The following is an 18,892-nucleotide window of genomic DNA, read 5'->3' as shown; positions in this document are numbered from 1 at the left end:
ACCGCCAAAAAAACACACGCAATTTCAACAGACTTGGCCAGAGTATGGTCGATAGCTGGCTAAACAGCCAGAGTCTGCATGTTGTTATAGCGCAATCGTCTATTTCGTCTATTTCGTTTATTTCGTTTAAGCGACATACTATGATTGCGCTCGGTAATCGTTTTTATATCAGGGGAGAGATGCGATGCCTGCTCAAAAAATTGTGCATTTGCCTACGGCAGCAGAGGTGGAACAGGCCAAAGTCTCCAGTCGCACCTTGTCCAAATACGCCGATGTGGATCGTGTGCAGCTCTCGCTTCGCGGCTGCAATGGCGAATCTGACGAACTGGTGCTGCCCGGGCATGTGCTGCAAATTCTGCTAGATGTTCTGGCGGAAGTGTCTCAGGGCAATGCCATTAGCCTGATCCCCTATCACCAGGAAATCAGCACACAGGATGCGGCCAACCTGCTGAATGTGAGCCGCCCCTTCCTGGTAAGTCTGTTGGAGTCTGGTGATATACCCTTCCGTAAGGTGGGCGCCCATCGGCGTGTTAAACTGCAGGATGTACTGAGCTACAAGGAACAGGTTGATCGCCAGAGGCATGCAACACTGGACGAGTTGGCGCAACTGTCACAGGACGAGGGAATGGGGTACTGACAGGCAATGAGCAAGTTCACCGTCGTCTACGATGCCTGCGTACTCTATCCCGCCCCCTTGCGGGATGCGCTGATGCGGCTGGCATTAACGGACTTGTTCAAAGCGCATTGGACAGATCACATACACGATGAGTGGATCAACGCGCTGTTGAGGGCAAAGAAGCATTCGCCCGAGAGCTTGTTGCGGGCGAGGGAACTGATGGATCTGCACGTGCGCGATGCAAAAGTGTACGGTTACGAGCCGCTGATCGAAGGGCTACGCCTGCCGGACCTGGACGATCGTCACGTGCTGGCTGCTGCCATCCGTTGTAACGCCAACGCCATCGTGACGTTCAATCTGAAGGACTTTCCGGAGGATTCACTCCGCCCTTACGACATCGAAGTGATTCACCCGGATGACTTCATTCTGTATCAGATCGATATGGCGCCAACGGTGTGTTGCCGAGCTTTTCAGGCTCAGCGTTCAGCGCTGAAGAATCCGCCACTCAGTGTCGATACCTTTCTGGCAACGCTGCAAAAGCAGCAGTTACCCCAAACGGTCTCGAAGCTTCGGGAGTTTGCGGATTTCCTCTAGCCACGGGTTCCAGAATGGAACCTGTGCTCTTTCGGATTCTGGATGACAGAAAATCGCTTGTCCTGGGCTGGAAGCCTGATAATGGGCAAGTGGCGCAACTACCGAGAGATCCTCGGCGGTTGCCGGTTTCGAATCTGCGCGTTTGGTCGCTGATCGAACGTTCCGGAAATACCGGAGAGTTCCCGCTTCTTTGTTCCGGCAGTTGTTGCTAAATTTGCAACAACTGAACTCCTAAGGATTCTTTAGTAGTTCATCGCTTGCCTGATTCAGCAATATGCAGTTTGTGCATACTGCTCATCATTTCCCTCGACAGTCATCCGGGCATCAGTCATCGGCCGCAACCACCGTCCAGACTCGCTTCAGCGGCAGCTGGGCCTTCAGCTCATCGTCCAGCTTGTCGTATACCGCGAACAGCTCATCCAGCAAGTCATCCTGAGACCATAACCGCAGACGGAAGAAGCTGCTAGCCATGTCCTTCTGCACATTCTGTTTGAACCCGCCCCAAGCGACAAACAGACCATGGTCGGCGTTGAACTTCGACATGGCTCCCAAGAGCTTGTCCACCGTGGGCCTGTCCACCGTTCCAGTGCCGGACTTCACCTCCACGCAAATGGTTTGGCTGCCGAACCCCATCATGCCGTTGGAGGCCAGAATATCTGCACCCCCGTCCGCACCTTCGGGGCTCTGCCAAATGGTGTAGCCCTGTGCTTTGAGTATGGCGCCGACTAATCGAGTTAACTCATGGCCCTTGAACTTCTGCTCAATCAGGCTGACTACCTGTTGCTTGGCCAAGTCTGCCAGATTGAAATCGAATCCGTCATCACCGGACACATCATCGGCATCGTGGTTAGTAGACTGGCCGCTGTGCTGGATCACTGACTTGGTGTTCTCAGCCTGCCAGCCAGACTTGTGCATGGCCTGCAGGCGTAGCAATGCGTTGTTGCGCCTGATGCGGCAGATAGTCATGAACGCGCCGAAGCTGTAGAGCAGGTCTTGCCCAAAGTGAGAGCGGGGGATCTCCTGCCCAAACCACTCGACGGATCGCCAGTGGAAGAAGGGGTCCGGGCCTTTGGCGTTATGAACGTAATCCCCCGTTATCCTCCCGACATACACCACAGGCTGTTTTTTGGAGGGGAGCACCACCCAGTCATCGGCTTGCATCGTTTTGACGAACGGCCAGATTTGGCTGCTGTGGTTCTGTAATCGCTTCAGCTTTTCATTCGAGTAATTCTGCTCAAGGAGTTCCAGGAGGGACTGCCGGTTATCCAGTTTCGACAGATCCTCACTAAGTTCATCCCAGGTCAGATAGATTCGGCCCTCGTCCAAGAACTTCTGCTCAAACTCGCCGTGAGATCCTGCTCGGGTTAACCAAAGCTCCATCAAGTTGCCTCCTGCTCTGCTGTCAGCGATTCACTCGCAGTTTTACCCAAGTTACTGGGAACGGAGAGTTCGCCGGATAAGAGTTTGGGGAGCAAAGAGTCTCTAAGTTCGGCAAGAACTGCGTTCTCATCACCGTGAATCCTGATGATTAGCGGGATGACACGTTTGTAGAAACCGTGCATCAACTCTGCTGGCGGCGTAGCGACCAACTCATGCTCGAGGAATATCTTAGTTTGAAAGTTACTGATACCAGTGCTTTGGTTCTGGTAAAGCCAAGTTTTGCCTTCTGAATATATATGCTGAAGATGTAGGCCGAGAAGAAGCCCTGTCTCTTGATCCTTGGGGCGAAATAGCCTACAGAAACTGGCAGGTTCGCAAGTGCCCAGTCGCTCCAGAAGACGGGAGGTCAAAAGCAGCGACCTGCCTGTCGGTTGTCCTTTACTTCCTCCGGAAACTTCTATGACTATGTCACCTGGTTTGAGGCTGCGTGTCTTGAGTTTCTTCGGTTCCACGTAGCGCGTGGGCACCTTCCCGTCATCGCCGGCATAAACATTTGGTAGGTCGGTGCCGCGGAGTATCTTCACCATTTCTGTGTGCTTCTCGTCGGGTTCCTCCTTGCCCCAATCACCTCCGATAGTTTTTTCTAGGAGGTCACCAAATGGCCGTGCCCCCCACCCCCCCGGAATCTCCCCCAACTAACTATCCTGCATAGCAGCCGGAAACAGCTCGGCGGTGGCGCGGAGCTCTGTGTATTGCTCGGGTTGTTCGGCCTGGAGGCGGGTTAGCTCCGCTTCGTCTTTGCCGGAAATGGCCTGCATGGCGGCGAGCAGGGCATCTTCCTTGCTGCCGCCGGTTTCCAGTGCGGCGATCTTGGCTTTGACCGGCTCGAAATCGACAAACCAGCTTTTGAAGATGGCCTGAGCCACTTGCTCGAGGGTTTGGTTGATTTGGTGGTTGATCGCCACTTTATCTTCAAGGGACGAGAGTGCTGAACTGATGCGCTTTTGCTCGGCTTGGCTTTTGGGGATCTTAACCTCGAAGGGATAAACGGCATTTTGTAGTGGTCAACTAATCCCGGACAGTATTTTAAGGTTTTCCTCAGCCGCAACGGGCGAAATGCCACCGTTGAATACGTGAGGCCGCTGCCGGTTGTAGTAGTCCATCAAGTAGCTCCCAACATCCTTTTGAGCATCAGGCAGATTTCGGTAACCCAGGGCCGGTATCCATTCCGATTTCAGGCTCCGGAATAGCCTTTCCATCGGTGCATTGTCCCAGCAGTTGCCGCGCCGGCTCATGCTTTGTGTCATTCGATAGCGCCAGAGCCTCTGACGGAACTTTCGACTGGCGTACTGACTTCCCTGATCCGAGTGGAGCATGACTGTCTCTGGACGACCACGCTGTTCCCAGGCGTGATCCAGAGCTTTTACAACCAGGTCCGCATCCGGACTGGACGACATGGCCCAGCCAACAACCCGGCGAGCGTATAGATCCAGCACCACCGCCAGATAACTCCATCGCTGGCCGCTCCAGATGTAGGTGATGTCGCCACACCAGACCTGGTCGGGTTGCTCTACCGTAAACTCACGATCCAGATGATTCGGGATATCCGGTCGCTCAACGGTGGCCTGTTTGTAGGCATGAGGGCCTGGCTGTTTACAGATCAGCCCCAGCTCGCTCATCAGTCGTCGAACTTTGAAGCGACCGACGACAACGCCTTCCTCGCGGAGCAAGCCTTTGATTGTGCGGCTGCCGGCAGAACTGCGGCTCTTGGTAAACAGGCGGTTCACCTGAGCCTTCAGGGCCAAGCGCTCCACATCCACACGGTTCCGCCGTTGACGGTACTCGTAATAGCTAGAACGGCTGATTTCAAACGCTTCACAGACCAGTTCAATTGACTCCTGCTCTCCCAACCGGTCTATCAGCGCGTACGATTCATCTCGTCCGACATCAAGAGAGCTGTAGCCTTTTTTAATATTTCCTTCTCTCGCTCCAGGCGATTGCAGCGGGCTTCCAGCTCTTGAATTCGGCGCTGCTCCGGGGTTAAGGCCTTACCCTTCGGGGTGACACCTTTACGCTCCTCCGTGAGTTGTTGAACCCAACGCCGAACGGCACTTTCACCGACTCCCAGGGACACACTGGCCTGCGGAATCGTGTAACCTTGATCCAGCACCAGGCTGGCTGCTTCCTGTTTGAACTCAGGAGAAAAAGAACGTCGCTTTCTGGTCATCAGACACCTCGTTTATGGTGGCGATTTTACCACCTACGTTGGTGTCCGGAATCATTGAACCACTACAATTTCGATTTAGCGACTTTTGGGCACTGCCAGAATTGAATTGGTCAAAGTCTATGGTTTTTAACAGGTAATAAATAAACTTCGGGTCGTTGCCTTTAAAATCGGTGACATATAGAGCTGTGTTCAACGGCCAGAAATCTTTATCTGAGTAGCTTATATCCCCCATCGAGTTACCACTGCGCCCGACGGTGACGCCCGGGCCGGCCGCCTTTGCTTCATTGTGATAGCCGGTAATGCCGGAGGAGCCCAGTATGGGAATAACTCCGGCACGCCTGTTCTGGGCTGGAAGATCATGGCCACGTTGTAAAGTTAATACATCACCAAGTGGGATAGTTGCCCAGTCAGAATTCATGCCACAATTTCCCCAAGAATTAGCTTGATTTCGGGCTCCAACCTACAGTTCTTTGAAGCTAGCCCCCGCTGCATTCGGGAGCTGGATTTCAGATGCTGGATACTAGGTAGTGAGTCGGACTTACTAGATAAAGCCGCACGCTTACTAGATAAGGGCTTTGGCTCACTGTATAAGCCGGCACTTGTATTCATTGGCGAGTGAAAAGCCTGTGTGAAGACTGACAGGACGGTACGTCCTCCGAGTGTTATAATTTCACCAGTCATTTTGTTCCGGAGTCGTCCCATGGTTCGTAAAAAAAACTCGGGCAAGGTATCGGTTTCCCGCGCTAGCATCGTGCGAGCTGTCGCCAGCTCAAGCGCCATCGAAACCGGTGAGCGTACCGAGGTTATCGAGAAGCGTTTGAAATCCCGCGCGCGCCGCACCAGAAAGTTAGCGTTGGCCTCCTGATTCACGATAAAAAGGCTCACTGCTGTGCCTCCAGAACGTCCCGGATCAGGCGTTCAACGTATTGATAATCTCCGTCTCGCCCCGCCTGAATGGCTTTAAAGTAGAAGTCCTTGTGTTCATCCCAAAGGCTGTAGTCGAGCGGCTCGGCACCGGCCTTGGTGGCCATTACATCCAGTAGTAATCGCGATATCCGCCCGTTGCCCTCCCGAAAAGGGTGAATCAGGATGAACTCCACATGCACTTCGGCGAGGAAAGCGACCAGTTCTTCGTCGCTCATCTCGGGAAGCTCGTAAAAACGGGAGAGATAGCGCGCTTCAAATGTCTCTGCCAGCTTTGGAATCTGGACCGGTGACGCAAACCGGATGTTCGGCTTGGACATATCAACGGTACGACTCTGGCCTGCCCAGCTATACACATTACCCAGCCAGGCACGATGCCACTGGCAGAGCGTCTCGAAGGTGAGCTCTTCCGGGAAATTGTCGAATACCTGTAGGTAGAGTTCTTCAAGCAGGTCTGTCTCTGCTATGTTCATTTCTTCCGGGTCGGTAATGCCGGGAAGATTACGCAACACTTTGTTGTCGGAGCCCGGCTGGTACTCGCCCTCGCTGCCGGTAATGTCGTAGCGACTCATAGCGATGGCCTCATTTGCAGAGGACGCTCAGAGTTCATACCCCAGCCCCCCAAGATTCCGCTTGATCTCAGCCTCCAGCCGGTCACTCTCTGCAAACTGCTCCCGTAACTGTCCGGTCAATCGCGCCATCTTCACTGCAAAGGGCTCTCCATCGTCTTCCTGCTCCTGAGCACCCACATAGCGCCCCGGCGTCAGCACAAAGTCATGCTTCTTGATCTCATCCAGGCTGGCGGATTTGCAGAAGCCGGCGACATCATCATAACCCTCGCCGCGCTGCCAGGCATGGAAGGTGTCGGCGACCTTGGCGATGTCCTCATTGGTGAAGTCCCGCAGCACCCGATCCCGCATAAAGCCCAGGTTGCGGGCATCGATAAACAGGAACTCTTCCCGGCGGTCGCGCTTTTTCTCGTTGCGCACCATGCCGTTGGCTTTGTCCGGGTCAGGAACCAGATACAGGCCGGGATCTGGGTGTTGGTGAACAGCTGGCCGGGCAGGGCCACCATGCATTCCACCAGGTCTTCCTCCACCAGGCGCTTGCGGATTTCACCTTCGTTGTTGGTGTTGGAGCTCATGGAGCCGTTGGCCAGCAGCAGTGCCATACTACCGGTGGGCGCCAGGTGGTGGAGCATGTGCTGCATCCAGCCGAAGTTGGCGTTGCCTTTGGGCGGGGTACCGTACTTCCAGCGCACGTCGTCGGCCAGGGATTCGCTCCACCAGTCTTTGATGTTGAACGGCGGGTTGGCCATCACGAAGTCGGCGCGCAGGTCCGGGTGCTGGTCGTCCAGGAAGGTGTCGGCGTTCTTCTTGCCGAAGTTGAAGTCGATGCCCCGGATGGCCATGTTCATGGCGGCCAGGCGCCAGGTGGTGGGGTTAGACTCCTGGCCGTAAACGGAGATGTGCTTCTTCTGCTCGTTGGCGTCGTAGTGCTGCTCGCTGGCGTGTTCTTCAATGAACTTGTCGCTGGAGACAAAGAAACCGCCGGAGCCCATGGCGGGGTCGTATACCCGCCCGGAGTAGGGCTGCAGCATTTCGACAATCAGGGTGACGATGCTCTTGGGGGTGTAATACTGGCCGCCCTGCTTGCCTTCTGCCAGGGCGAACTGTCCCAGGAAGTATTCGTACACATGGCCGAGGATGTCTTTGCTGTGCAGGTTCAGCTTCTCGCCCTCGAACACCGGCCGGGTGAAAGAGGTGTCGGAGAAGGTGTTGATCAGGCCCAGCAGTTTATCGTTGTCCAGCTGGTACTGGCTGATTCGGTTGAGGATGCCTTTGAGCTTGGCGTTGCTCTTCTCGATTTCTTCCAGGGCGTTGTCGATCAGCCAAGACACGGAGCGCAGCTTCACATCGTTACCGGCGTCGTCTTGCCAGAGCACAGTGCCCACGGGCAGCACGGCTTTCTCTTTCAGGGTGCTCCAGCGAGCGGGCTTGGGTACCCAGAACACGTTGGCTTCGCGGTAGTAATCCAGTATTTCCAGTTCTTCCAGCAGGGCTTGCTGGTAGTCCTCGTGGCCGTCGTAGTCTTCCGGCGGCAGGTAGTAGATGTCGTCGTTCTGATCCTTGAACCGTTCCAGCAATTCTTCCTGACGCTCCTCGAAGGCATCGGAGACGTACTTCAGGAAGATCAGGCCCAGTACCACATGCTTGTAGTTGGCGGCATCCAGGTTGGCGCGGAGCTTGTCGGCGGCTTTCCAGAGTTTGTCGTCCAGGGCTTTGAGGAATTGCTGTTCCGTGTTGTTCATTGCTCGGTTGTTCCCTATGAGAAGTTACTGCTTTCGTTCTCTGATAAAGCGTAAAGGCACGGAGCGACAGGCTGTGTCGGTTCGTGCCTTGGATTGTTCCGGAGTGTAACGGGCAATACCGGGGGTGTATTGCTTGCTAACCACTCGATATAGGGTTGTTTTACGTCAGTTGGCGGGGTTAGGCAAGGTTGACCGGGGCTTCTGCGTAAACCGCTGAAGGTTGCCACCCATTCCATGTGAAGCCTGCCACCCGGACCGGAGCAAGGCTGCCACCCATCGGAGCGTAGCGACGCGGGGTTTCTCTTCTTACTCCGAAGTCTTGGTGGCCGTCAACTTTGCCTGCTGTTTTCGCATGGACTCGCCCCGGAGATTGATCTTGTAAGCGTTGTGAACGAGCCGGTCCAGAATGGCGTCTGCCAGAGTGGCGTCACCGATTACGCCATGCCATTCCTCGATGGGTAATTGGCTAGTGGCGATGGTGGAGCGCCGGCCATGTCGATCTTCCAGCACCTCCAGCAAGTCTCGCCGATTCTCGGCGCTCAGTTTCATCAGCCCCCAGTCATCCAGGATCAGCACGTCGACCTTGGCCAGATTCGTCAGGAGTTTTGAGTATTGGCCATCGCCTTTGGCAATGGTCAGCTCCCGTAGCAGTCGGGTCAGGCGGACGTACTGGGCGGTGTAACCCTCCCGGCAGGCCTTATGTGCCAGAGCACAGGCCAGCCAGGTTTTCCCGACCCCGGTGGGACCGGTGATGAGCACATTCAGGTGTTCCTTCACCCATTGGCAACCGGCCAGCGACTGGACCAGTCCTTTATCTAGGCCGCGTGAATAGCGGTAATCCAGGTCTTCGAGGATGGCATTGTGCCGCAGCTTAGCCCGGCGCAACCGGCTGGTCATGCGCCGGTTATCTCGCTCGGTCATTTCCCGGTCGACCAGCAGCCCGAGGCGTTCCTCGAAGCTCAGATCGGTGATGTCGGGGGTGGCCGACTGATCCGCCAGGGCGGCGGCCATGCCGGTCAGTTTGAGGGCGTGGAGCTTGTCCAGTGTGGGATGTTTCAGCATGTCAGAGATCCTTCAGTGGTAGTAGGCGGGGCCACGGATGTTGTCGTGGGTATCGGGCAAGGCCAGTTCCTGTTGCTCTTCCAGAGGCTGCTGATCCAGACGGTGTTTGAGGATGGATTCAATGCTCTTGTAGCGGCAGCTTCCCAGCATCAGGGCTCGCTGGCAGGCGGCCTCCAGCCGCGACTCGCCGTAGCTCTGCCCCAACCGGAGAATGCCCAGACAGGAGCGGTACGCCTGCTGAGGGTGTTTGCGGGCACCCAGAGCGGTGCGGATAAGCTTCTCCGTCGCCGGTCCGGTCTTGGCCGCCCAGGCGATGAGCCGTTCCGGCGACCACTCGCCAGCCTGGCGATGGGATTCGGGCATGTGCGCGGCGATGGTGGTGTGCCGTCCCTTCTGGTCTGAGCGCCGGTGGCTGGCGATCCGGTTGCCCCGGTAAAAGCATTCGATGGTGTTGTGGGTGATGCGAACCTCCACCTCTTTCTTGATCAGGGTGTAGGGCACTGAGTAATAGTGACCGTCGATGGCTACGTGGTAGTCGATATGCACCCGAGCCTTCTTCCACTCTGCGTAGACATACGGTTCTGCCGGCAACGGCTGTAGAACCGGTTTATCCAGCTGTTCGAAGTGGTCGCGCCGGCAGCCGGGCAACTTGCGGAAGGGGCGGCTGTTGAGCCGCTCCAGCAGTTCACGGATGGTGGCGTTGAGTTGCCCCAGGGAGAAGTGCTGGCGATGGCGCAACGCCGCCAGGATCCAGCGCTCGACGATCAATACACCGCCTTCCACCTTGGCCTTGTCACGGGGCTTGCGAACTCTTGTCGGGACAACGGCCACGCCATAATGGGCGGCCATGTCCTGATAGGTTGGGTTGAGATCCGGCTCGTAGCGATGGGCCTTGCTGACGCCGGAGCGGAGGTTGTCCGGAACCACCAGTTCCGGCACTCCGCCCAGGAACTCGAAGGTCCGGATGTGGGAGCCGACCCAGTCCGGCAATGTCTGGCTCCAAGTGGCTTCGGCGTAGGTGTAATTGGATGCACCCATCACCGCGACAAAGACTTGTGCCTCGTGGATCTCTCCGGTGGTGCGGTCAATGACGGGGACGGTCTGGCCGGCATAGTCCACGAATAGCCTCTCACCGGCCCGATGGTCCTGGCGCATCACCAGGTCCAGCTTGCCCCGCCAGGCCCGGTAGTGCTCGCAGAACCAGCTGTACTGATAACCGTCCGGGTTGGCTTGCCGGTACTCCTGCCAGAGCAGGAACAGGGTGACGTTCTTGCCCGTGAGTTCGTCACGGATGTGTTGCCAGTCGGGTATACCTCTGGCCTGTGCTGGCAGGTCCGGTGGCGGCGGGAACAGCAACCGCTCCAGGTGGGCCTCATCCAGATCCGCTGGCAACGGCCAGCTCAGACCGGCCTCAACCGTGCGGCGCAGGTAGTCGCTTACGGTGGGGCGGCTAACGCCACAGGACGCCGCAATCTGGCGGTTGCTCAGCCCTCGCTCCCACTTGAGGCGAAGGACTTCTTTGATTTTACGCATGGATAACCTCTTCGCTGGCATCTGGCCCATCTCCGGATGAAAAGGGTCAGAGTACCGTTAAGTTATCCCGCGCCGGACGATTTTGATGGAGCTTCAGGCAGTCTGCTGGGGTGGCAGCTTTGCCGTGGAATTAGTGGCAGCTTTCGCGTGGAATGGGTGGCAGACTTCGTCTGGAATCAGTGGCAACCTTGGTCTGGAATACGCAGCTTCTGAAGGCTCGGAAGAAGCGGTAACCCTCAATCGGTCAAGCGCCAGATGACAACTGAAGAAAAAACGGAAGGTCAGAAACGAAAAAAGCCCCGGAGGTCCGGGGCTTTTCTCTTGGAAGTTGGTGGAGACGGCGGGAATTGAACCCGCGTCCGCCAGCACTAGGCCTTGAGATCTACATGTTTAGTGTCCTTCTATTAATTTAACCTCTTGCGACCCGAAGGCCAGGGTGCGAGAGGCGAGCTCTTTAAATCTTAGCCTTTAGCCAGTGAGCTCTGGATAAAGGAGCATCCCGTAAGCGATGACGTCCTGAGATGTTGCTTCCGGGCTACGGGCGACCCGGTCAGGACGACTAGCAGCTTACGCTGCTAGTGCGTAGTTTTCGTCGTTTGCGACTATTGCGTTGCAGCTTTGGATTAACGAGATTGGCTGCCATCTCGACATGCACCCAAGGGTTCGCCACCAGCGTCGAAGCCATGTCGTCCCCTTATGATCAGTATATGTGTCCGGTTTGCCGGACTTCAAGGCTTGTTTGTCACTATTTGTACTTATCCTGTTCACGAGGCCTGTGCAATGTGCAGGCCATGGGCGTGAGACATGGCCGCGTCGTACAGGTGCTGGAAGCTGTCCCGGAAGTAGGTCATTACTGCTTGCGGGTCGGCCTGGATGCCCTTGTCGACGGTGATGCCGAACTGCACGGTGTCGGCGTAGCTGAATATGCTCATGCCAATGCCGATGTTGCCGCTCTGGGGCACCCAGAACATGGGTTGCACCAGTTTGCTGCCGGCCAGGTAAACCGGATGCCGTGGGCCGGGCACGTTGGTCAGTACTGCAGAGGCCTTGTTACTGAGCAAGTCCAGGGCCCGGCGCTCAAGAATATCCGGGCCCCGGCCAAACAGGTCCAGCAGGCTGTAGGTTACCTGGGCTTGATAGGACTGTTTGAGCCGATTCATATTTTCCTGCACCTGGCGGAAACACATTAGTGGGTCATGCACTTCCACAGGCAGGCATACCAGAACCAGGCCAAACTGATTGCCCAATGATTCTATGGGTTGGTCCAGGGGCCGAAGGTTGAACGGCACCGCAACGCGAATACCGCAATCGGGTATGGTTTGCTTGTGTTCGGTAAAGTGCCGGCTCAGGGCGCCGGTGGCGGCGCATAGCAATACGTCGTTGACCGTTCCACCCAGGGTCCTGGCGCAGTGTTTTACGTCATCCAGGGCCAGGGGCTCCGCCCAGGCCACTTTCTTTCGGCCTACCAACTGGCTTTTCAGGCTGGTTTTCGGCTCAAACGGGGCCAGCCCGAGTTTCGCCAGGTCCATGGCGATGCCGCCGGCGGTCCGCGCCAGTTTCAGGGGGTAATTGGGCTCTTGCCGAACGGAATCCAGGAACAGTTGCGCCTGTTGCCAGCCAGCCTGGCTGCTGTCCACCAAACGGTGCAAAAACCGGGTGGCAGCGTTGCCCTGGGGTTTGGGAATGGTGACTTTCTTGGCGATGCGCTCCAGTTTGGGTTCTGGTGTCCGGTCGGTGAGCGATAGCAGAACCCGAACCAGTGAAATGCCATCGGCAATGCAGTGGTGAATGCGGATCAGCAGGGCGCAGCCGCCGTTGAAGTTATCGATGTAGTGGATTTGCCAGAGTGGCCGGCGAAAGTCGAGCGCCGTGCTGTTGAAGTCGCTGGCCAGTTCCTGCAACTCTTTCTTGCTGGCTTGTCCTGGCAGTGCAATGCGGTGCAGGTGGTTGTCGAGATCAAAGTTGGGATCGTCTTCCCAGTAGCATTTGTCGCCCTTCTCAACCACCCGTTGGCGAAAGCGCCTGAATCTCAGAAATCGTTCTTCGAGTGTGCGTTTTAGCCGTTTGATCGGAATTGGTTGCTCGAACATCAGCACCGCGGAGATCATCATGGGGTTCTCCGGGGTGTCCATACGCAGCCAGGATCGGTCGACTGACGTCATTGCCGTCCGTTCAGATGACATAAGCCCTCCCTTTGCTGTTTGCCAACTAACAGGGGCTCCAGGTACTGCCTGTGGGGTCGGAGCAGGTGTGAACACCTGAGTATAGGAGGGATTCCGAGGCCGGGAAAGAGGCGGTAAAAGCGACAGTGCGAGCGAGGCTCAGGTGTTGGCCTCGCGCATGATTCTCTGTTTCTGGCGGTTCCAGTCACGCTCTTTTTCGGTGGCACGCTTGTCGAACAGCTTCTTGCCTTTCACCAGGGCAATTTCGCATTTCACTTTATTGCCTTTCCAGTACAGGGCGAGCGGTATGCAGGTATGCCCGGCCTGATTGACCTGGCCGATAATCTTGGCAATCTCCTTCGCGTGCAGCAGCAGTTTGCGGGTACGGGTGGGGTCGGCGATCACATGGGTGGAGGCGGTGTTGAGCGGCGTGATATGCGCGCCCAACAGCCAGGCTTCACCATTTTTCAGAAGTACGTAGGCGTCTACCAGCTGAGCCTTGCCGGCCCGCAGCGACTTCACTTCCCAGCCCAGCAGGGCAAGGCCGGCCTCAAAGCGTTCTTCAATATGATATTCGTGCTTTGCCTTCTTGTTCAGGGCAATGGTGTTGCTGGTTGGTCCGTTTGCTTTCTTCTTGCTCATGAATCCTGTCCGGGATCGGAAGAATGTGTGTCCCGGCCGGGTGACTGTTGGCCGGTAAATCGGGCATTGTAGCCCAGGACTGCCAGACGGGTCACGATTTCACCGCCGGGCTTGTAGATCCAGTCGTTCCGGGATGCCGCCTTCGGCTACAATGGGGCGCATTTGACTGTCAGGGATCGCCATGGCGAGCAAGTATCACACGTCCATCGGGTCATTTACCCGAAAATCCACGTTTTTCTGGGCCTCGGTGGGCGCAACCGTGGGCCTGGCCAATCTGTGGCAGTTTCCATACCTGGCCAGTATGCACGGTGGCGGGTTGTTCATTTTCCTGTATCTCGCCTGCCTGCTCCTGGTAACCCTGCCTCTGATGGTGACCGAGGCGGTTCTTGGGCGGCACTCACGCCATGGCATCGTGCTGGCGATGGACGGCATGGTGAAAGACGCAGGCTGTTCACCGCTGTGGCGCCTGGCGGGCCCGTTGAGTGTGCTTGCCGCGTTCCTGGTGTTGTCATTCACTGCGGTGTTCGGTGGCATCGTGCTGGCCTATGTCTTCTTTGGAGCGACAGACAGTTTCAGGGCAGCGACGCCCGAGGCGGCGACCGGTATCCTGACGGATCTGGTGTCCAGGCCGGGTGGGCATCGGGAGTTTATGGCCTGGCACGCGTTCTTCATGGTTCTCGTGGTGTGGGTATCTGCCCAGGGCGTTGTGAAGGGGTTGGAGCGATCGCTGCGATTTCTGGTGCCCGCAGCGTTGCTGCTGATGCTGGGGTTATTTGCCTTGTCGGCCAGTCATGGGCGGCTGGATTCGGGTATTGAACACATCCTGGCGCTGCGGCCAGACGACGTTGGTTTCAATAGCGTCAAGGCGGCCTTTTTTCACGCTTTCTATACCCTTGGCCTTGGGATGGGGGTGTGGGCGATCTTCGGCGCTTACAGCACGTCACATACCCGGTTGAAGCGGTCATTGCTGGCGGTGGTGTTGATGGACACTCTGGTGGCCATCCTGGCGGGGCTGATGATGTTCTCGGTGGCGCTGGATGGTGCCAGTCTTGATGGTGAGCGAGGCTTCGGGCTGTTGTTTGTCTCCCTGCCGGTCACGCTGGCCCAGTTGCCCCACAGTCAGTTGATCATTGCGGCGGTGTTCCTGCTGGTGCTCATGATCGTGTGGGCGACCGCCATATCGCTGTTGGAGCCTGTGGTGGGCTGGTTTCGTGAGTGGACTGGCGCACCCCGAGGGTGGTCTGCGGTTATTGCCGGTGTTGCCGTGTGGGCTGCCGGCCTGGGTTCGCTATTCTCCTTCAATCTCTGGGAGGACTACCGGTTTGCTGGTGCCACCCTGTTTCGATGGCTGGAGCTGACGACGGGCGGCATCCTGATTCCGCTGGTGGCCTTGCTGATTGCCACCTTTGCCGGTTGGTGCCTGACCCGGCGCTATGCCGCAAGGATTCTTGGTAACACCCCGGTGGCTATTCGCAAGATCTGGTATTGGGTCATGCGCCTTGTTCTGCCGGTTCTGGTGGCCTGGATTGGCATACAATACACAGTATTCTCGTTGTCAAACCTGTGTGATAACGGCAGCGCCGCCATTTGGTGCGCACAAGATGGCGCGCCGGAACAACCGATGCCTGCGACGGCAAACGATGACGGTGACGGTTTGCCTGCAAGCCCGCAAAGTGAGGGCCCGGGGCCAGAAGGTAACGCGTCTGGTCAGGGCGCAGAAAGCCAGCCGGCGGAAAACGCCCCCAACGGGGACGATATCCTTTATCATAGTGTGTAGTTGGCCTTCGCGGGCCAGTCGGCTCTTTTGTTGTAAAAACGCAGGAATCCCGGTTTTCATGGCGCATCAGATTGATAAGACGGCATTGGTCATGCACTCCGCAGAGCGCATGTTCCATCTGGTCAATGATATTGCACGGTATCCCGAGTTTCTGCCCTGGTGCGCCGGGGCAGAGGTGCACGAACAGACGGATGCAGAGATCATGGCGTCACTGGAGATTGCCAAGGGCGGTGTGCGCCATCGCCTGACCACGCGTAATCAGCTGTTGATGCCCGAGGCGATCGAGATGAGCCTGGTGGATGGACCGCTGAAAAATCTGCGGGGGCGGTGGCACTTCAAGGCGCTCAACGAGCAGGCCTGTAAGGTGATCCTGACCCTGGAGTTTGAGTTTTCGGGCTCACTGTCCCGAATGACTTTTGGTCCGGTGTTCAATCAGGCTGCCAATACCATGGTGGATGCGTTTTGCCGTCGGGCAGACCAGATTTATCAGGGAGGGACGGTTTGATGCAGGTAGAGGTAGCGTATGCCCGGCCAGACAAGCAGCAAATTGTGGCGATTGAAGTGCCTGAGGGAACCACGGCCATCGAGGCCGTGAAACTGTCTGGAATAACGGATATTTTCCCGGAAATCGATCCGGACGCAACGGATATGGGCGTGTTTGGCAAAGTCATTAAAGACCCCGCGGGCCATGAGCTGCGCGAGGGAGACCGGGTTGAACTATACCGACCGCTAAAGATAGATCCCAAGCAGGCCCGGCTGAACCGGGCCAAAAAGAAAGCCTGAACAATCAGTAAGCGGGCGTTTCTTCCAGCAGTCGTGCGTCGTAATGGCTGAACTCGTCGCCTTCGTAATAGACGATTATGCGCTGCTCCAGGATATCCCCACCCCGGCGCTGGAAGGTGTACACATAGTACTCGCGCGAGGGGTCCACCGGATTGAGCATCAGCGGCGACCCGAGAACCGCATGAACCTGACTGCGGGCCATGCCTTGCGAGAGGCTCTTGAGGTCGTCTTCGGTCACGATATTCCCCTGTTGCACGTTGATTTTGTAAACGCCAGGGAATGCGCAACCGGACAAGGATAAAATGCTAATAAGAACGATAGCGGTGAGCTTTTGCATCGCCGGGGGAAATCCTCTATCTTGAAATCGCCTGCATCAAGCAGGTGTGAAACGGGTAGTCCGTTGAACGGCGGCTTCATCATACCGGAAGCCGTAAGGCACACCAAAGAGTGAATAGTAACATGTCATCTGAAAACGCCGAATTACGAAAGGTCGGTTTGAAGGTTACTCTCCCGAGAGTCAAAATCTTCAATATTCTGGAGAACGCCGAAGAGCACCATTTGAGTGCCGAGGATGTTTACAAGAAGCTGCTGGATCAGGGAGATGACGTGGGGCTGGCAACCGTCTACCGGGTGCTGACTCAGTTCGAGGCCGCAGGCCTGGTGTTGCGCCATAACTTTGAGGGTGGCCACGCCGTCTTCGAAATGGCGGGCGATGATCACCATGACCACATGGTATGCACGCAAACCGGAGAAGTGATCGAGTTTGTGGATGATATCATCGAAGAGCGCCAGCAGAAGATCGCCAGGGAGCACGGCTATGAGATCGTTGATCACAGCCTGATCCTCTACGTTAAGCCTTTGGGCTCTTCCAAGAAATAAGTCAAAAAAAAGGGGCCAGCAAGCGCCGGCCCCAACAGCTCTCCGAATCGAGAGGGGGATTCAGTGATGGGTCGCCTGACCCTTAACGAACATCTCCCGGGCGTGGGCAATGGTGTGCTCTGTCATGTCTACGCCGCCCAGCATTCTTGCCACTTCGCTGATTCTTCCCTGGTCATCCAGCGTTTCAATGCGTGAATAGGTTGCGTCCTGTTCGGTGAATTTGCTGACGAACAGGTGCTGGTGGCACTGAGCTGCAACCTGGGGCAAGTGAGTGACACACAGCACCTGGCCGTTGCTGCCCAGAGACCGGAGCAAACGCCCGACCACCTCTGCTGTGCCGCCACCAATACCCACGTCCACTTCGTCAAACACGAGGGTGGGGGTGGTTGAGGTCTGGGCGACCACTACCTGAATGGCAAGGCTGATCCGAGACAGTTCGCCCCCGGAGGCCACCTTGGCCAGTGGGCGTGCGGGTTGCCCCGGGTTGGCGCTGACCAGGAACTCGACATCTTCCATACCGTGGGGGGCCGGTTCGTCATTGCTGTTGCGGCCCAGTTTGGTAACAAACTGGACGGCCGGCATGCTCAGCTGTGCAAGCTCCTGAGCAATTCGCTGATCCAGTTCCGCCGCTGCCTGCTCCCGCTTGGCCGTTAATTGCCCGGCCAGTTCATCAAACCGTTTGCGCAGGGCTTGCTGCTCTGCCTCAAGCTGCTCGAGGCTGCCTTCGCCGCCGTCCAGTTCTTCCAGTTCGTTCGACAGGCGTTGGTGCAGTTCCGGCAATTCCTCCGGTGTGATGCGGTGCTTTCGAGCCATCTGATAAATGGCGCTCAGGCGTTCCTCGACCTCGGCCAGCCGTGCGGGGTCTGCTTCGTAGTCTTCAACAAAGTGCCGAAGGTTGTCCCCGGCTTCTGAAATCTGGATCTGTGCTTCGGTCAGCATCTGGATGGTGTCAGCCAGTGCCGGAACATCCACTGGGAGTTGCTCCAGTTGCTGGAGTGCCTGACGCACCAGGTCGGCGGCACTGGTTTCGTCCTCAGTGCACAGCAGGGCAGCCTGATGGCTGCTATGCAGTACCGCATCGGCCTGGCTCAGCTGCGCTTGTTCCTGTTCAAGCGCTTCCTGTTCGCCATCGCCCAGGGCAAGCCGGTCCAGCTCTTCCACCTGGTACCGGAGCAGTTGCAGTTTTGCCTCTGCCTCGTCGGCGTTCTGGCGCCGCTGTTCCAGCTTCTGACTGGTTCTATGCCAGGCTTTCCAGGCATCCCGGGTTTGCTCTGCCAGGTCTTCGGCGCCGGAGAATTCGTCCAGCAGCTTCCGATGAGTGTCTTTTTGCAGCAGTGACTGATGTTGGTGCTGGCTGTGAATATCCATCAGCAGGCCGCCAAGGTCCTTGAGCTGGGAGAGTGGGCAGGGCTGGCCATTAATAAAGGCTTTTGAACGACCATCCTTGCTGATGGTCCGGCGCAGGATGCAGTCGTCTTTGTCATCCAGTTCGTGTTCTTCCAGCCATTGTCGGGCAATCGGAATACGTGAGATGTCGAAGCTGGCGGTGATATCGGCTCGTTTGGCGCCGTGGCGCACGGCTCCGGCATCTGCTCGGCCGCCCATGGCCAGGCTGAGAGCATCCAGAACAATGGATTTACCTGCGCCGGTTTCACCGGTCAGGGCCGTCATGCCTTTGCTGAAATGCAGGTCGACCCGTTCGGCGATGGCGTAGTTGGAGACCATAAGTTGTGTGAGCATGCCGATAACCTCCGCTCAGAATTGGAGACTCTCTGAAAATTGTCTGGACACTGTTGATCTATACAGTTGCTGTGAATATATACAGCCTTTTTCCTGATTGCAAACAATCGAATCGTGAAAATCTGAAAGAATGCATCGTTTGAGGTTGAAACCTGAGGGGCGGGCCCCATATCCGTTCGCAAAGTCGTATTTTCCTGCCTGTGCAAGGCGGGGCTCATTTAGCCGCAGGCCCTCGGGCCCAGGGAAAGTCATCAGGAGTTGT

General features: G+C 56.8%; 20 protein-coding genes, 1 other RNA gene and 2 pseudogenes. 7 read left to right on the top strand and 16 right to left on the bottom strand.

Features of this window, described 5'->3' with window-relative positions:
• The first annotated feature begins 184 nt into the window (after positions 1 to 184).
• Positions 185 to 637, top strand: a complete 453-nt coding sequence (locus RVM24_RS13495) for a helix-turn-helix domain-containing protein (protein WP_431474200.1) — start codon at positions 185 to 187, stop codon at positions 635 to 637.
• 6 nt (positions 638 to 643) lie between these two features.
• Positions 644 to 1,210, top strand: a complete 567-nt coding sequence (locus RVM24_RS13490; RefSeq protein ID WP_431474199.1) for a PIN domain-containing protein — start codon at positions 644 to 646, stop codon at positions 1,208 to 1,210.
• 324 nt (positions 1,211 to 1,534) lie between these two features.
• On the opposite strand, the gene RVM24_RS13485 is transcribed toward RVM24_RS13490, so the two are convergent.
• The 5 genes from RVM24_RS13485 to RVM24_RS13465 form a co-directional block, all read right to left on the bottom strand.
• Positions 1,535 to 2,590 carry a restriction endonuclease gene (locus tag RVM24_RS13485; protein ID WP_431474198.1) on the bottom strand — a complete coding sequence of 352 codons (1,056 nt, stop codon included), beginning with the start codon at positions 2,588 to 2,590 and terminating at the stop codon, positions 1,535 to 1,537.
• Positions 2,590 to 3,285, bottom strand: a complete 696-nt coding sequence (locus RVM24_RS13480) for a restriction endonuclease subunit S (protein WP_431474197.1) — start codon at positions 3,283 to 3,285, stop codon at positions 2,590 to 2,592. Before RVM24_RS13480 ends, RVM24_RS13485 begins: the two co-directional genes overlap by 1 nt.
• Positions 3,286 to 3,555, bottom strand: coding sequence for a hypothetical protein (locus RVM24_RS13475; protein ID WP_431474196.1), 270 nt, complete (start codon positions 3,553 to 3,555; stop codon positions 3,286 to 3,288). It lies immediately after the preceding gene.
• A 99-nt stretch (positions 3,556 to 3,654) separates the two neighbouring features.
• Positions 3,655 to 4,817, bottom strand: a protein-coding gene (locus RVM24_RS13470; RefSeq protein WP_431474195.1) for an IS3 family transposase whose coding sequence is annotated in 2 segments (ribosomal slippage) — positions 3,655 to 4,562 and positions 4,562 to 4,817 — 1,164 coding nt in all. Because the reading frame shifts where the segments join, the coding sequence is not laid out codon by codon here.
• Positions 4,786 to 5,235 carry a restriction endonuclease subunit S gene (locus RVM24_RS13465; protein ID WP_431474194.1) on the bottom strand — a complete coding sequence of 150 codons (450 nt, stop codon included), beginning with the start codon at positions 5,233 to 5,235 and terminating at the stop codon, positions 4,786 to 4,788. The genes RVM24_RS13470 and RVM24_RS13465 overlap by 32 nt, the downstream gene beginning before the upstream one ends.
• A gap of 282 nt (positions 5,236 to 5,517) precedes the next feature.
• On the opposite strand from RVM24_RS13465, the gene RVM24_RS13460 reads away from it, so the two are divergent.
• A complete protein-coding gene (locus RVM24_RS13460; protein WP_431474193.1) occupies positions 5,518 to 5,682 on the top strand; it encodes a hypothetical protein in 165 nt (54 codons plus the stop codon).
• Positions 5,683 to 5,698: 16 nt separating this feature from the next.
• Here the strand turns inward: RVM24_RS13460 and RVM24_RS13455 are convergent, their stop codons facing one another.
• From RVM24_RS13455 to smpB, 9 genes and pseudogenes are all read right to left on the bottom strand, one after another.
• Positions 5,699 to 6,313: a Fic/DOC family protein gene (locus tag RVM24_RS13455; RefSeq protein ID WP_431474192.1), complete on the bottom strand. Its 615-nt coding sequence runs from the start codon at positions 6,311 to 6,313 to the stop codon at positions 5,699 to 5,701.
• A gap of 27 nt (positions 6,314 to 6,340) precedes the next feature.
• Complete coding sequence (locus RVM24_RS13450; RefSeq protein ID WP_431475426.1) at positions 6,341 to 6,511, bottom strand: hypothetical protein; 171 nt, start codon at positions 6,509 to 6,511, stop codon at positions 6,341 to 6,343.
• Positions 6,512 to 6,523: 12 nt separating this feature from the next.
• Positions 6,524 to 6,661: pseudogene (locus tag RVM24_RS13445) on the bottom strand (N-6 DNA methylase); the annotation flags it as partial.
• Between the two features lie 149 nt (positions 6,662 to 6,810).
• A pseudogene (locus tag RVM24_RS13440) lies at positions 6,811 to 8,052 on the bottom strand (type I restriction-modification system subunit M); the annotation flags it as partial.
• 306 nt (positions 8,053 to 8,358) lie between these two features.
• Complete coding sequence (gene istB / locus RVM24_RS13435; protein WP_431474191.1) at positions 8,359 to 9,114, bottom strand: IS21-like element ISSpu5 family helper ATPase IstB; 756 nt, start codon at positions 9,112 to 9,114, stop codon at positions 8,359 to 8,361.
• A 12-nt stretch (positions 9,115 to 9,126) separates the two neighbouring features.
• Positions 9,127 to 10,668, bottom strand: a complete 1,542-nt coding sequence (istA, locus tag RVM24_RS13430) for an IS21 family transposase (RefSeq protein ID WP_431474190.1) — start codon at positions 10,666 to 10,668, stop codon at positions 9,127 to 9,129.
• Positions 10,669 to 10,976: 308 nt separating this feature from the next.
• Positions 10,977 to 11,341: a transfer-messenger RNA gene (gene ssrA, locus RVM24_RS13425) on the bottom strand.
• 70 nt (positions 11,342 to 11,411) lie between these two features.
• Entirely contained in the window at positions 11,412 to 12,830 is a 1,419-nt protein-coding gene (locus RVM24_RS13420; RefSeq protein ID WP_420194573.1) for a wax ester/triacylglycerol synthase family O-acyltransferase, read from the bottom strand.
• 138 nt (positions 12,831 to 12,968) lie between these two features.
• Entirely contained in the window at positions 12,969 to 13,451 is a 483-nt protein-coding gene (gene smpB / locus RVM24_RS13415; RefSeq protein ID WP_058092531.1) for an SsrA-binding protein SmpB, read from the bottom strand.
• A gap of 181 nt (positions 13,452 to 13,632) precedes the next feature.
• Between smpB and RVM24_RS13410 the strand changes: the two genes are divergently transcribed.
• Genes RVM24_RS13410 through RVM24_RS13400 form a run of 3 tightly spaced genes read left to right on the top strand, consistent with a single transcriptional unit; the run spans position 13,633 to position 16,011 of the window.
• Positions 13,633 to 15,228, top strand: coding sequence for a sodium-dependent transporter (locus tag RVM24_RS13410; protein ID WP_286920593.1), 1,596 nt, complete (start codon positions 13,633 to 13,635; stop codon positions 15,226 to 15,228).
• Between the two features lie 58 nt (positions 15,229 to 15,286).
• Positions 15,287 to 15,733 (top strand): type II toxin-antitoxin system RatA family toxin, encoded by a 447-nt coding sequence (locus RVM24_RS13405; protein WP_058092533.1) that lies wholly within the window; start codon positions 15,287 to 15,289, stop codon positions 15,731 to 15,733.
• Positions 15,733 to 16,011 (top strand): RnfH family protein, encoded by a 279-nt coding sequence (locus tag RVM24_RS13400; protein ID WP_058092534.1) that lies wholly within the window; start codon positions 15,733 to 15,735, stop codon positions 16,009 to 16,011. The genes RVM24_RS13405 and RVM24_RS13400 overlap by 1 nt, the downstream gene beginning before the upstream one ends.
• Positions 16,012 to 16,015: 4 nt before the next feature.
• Here RVM24_RS13400 and RVM24_RS13395 read toward each other — a convergent pair whose 3' ends face one another.
• Positions 16,016 to 16,348 (bottom strand): outer membrane protein assembly factor BamE, encoded by a 333-nt coding sequence (locus RVM24_RS13395; protein WP_286920592.1) that lies wholly within the window; start codon positions 16,346 to 16,348, stop codon positions 16,016 to 16,018.
• Between the two features lie 122 nt (positions 16,349 to 16,470).
• Here RVM24_RS13395 and fur point away from each other — a divergent pair, with 122 nt between their 5' ends.
• The gene (gene fur / locus RVM24_RS13390) at positions 16,471 to 16,890 is read left to right on the top strand and encodes a ferric iron uptake transcriptional regulator (RefSeq protein ID WP_286920591.1); all 420 of its coding nucleotides are present in this window, start codon (positions 16,471 to 16,473) and stop codon (positions 16,888 to 16,890) included.
• A 60-nt stretch (positions 16,891 to 16,950) separates the two neighbouring features.
• Here fur and recN read toward each other — a convergent pair whose 3' ends face one another.
• A complete protein-coding gene (gene recN, locus RVM24_RS13385; RefSeq protein WP_072676285.1) occupies positions 16,951 to 18,630 on the bottom strand; it encodes a DNA repair protein RecN in 1,680 nt (559 codons plus the stop codon).
• Positions 18,631 to 18,892: the final 262 nt, after the last annotated feature.

It is taken from the genome of Marinobacter sp. KM021 (assembly GCF_050707965.1).
GTDB lineage: Bacteria > Pseudomonadota > Gammaproteobacteria > Pseudomonadales > Oleiphilaceae > Marinobacter > Marinobacter shengliensis.
This window is presented reverse-complemented; position numbering and strand designations above follow the sequence as displayed.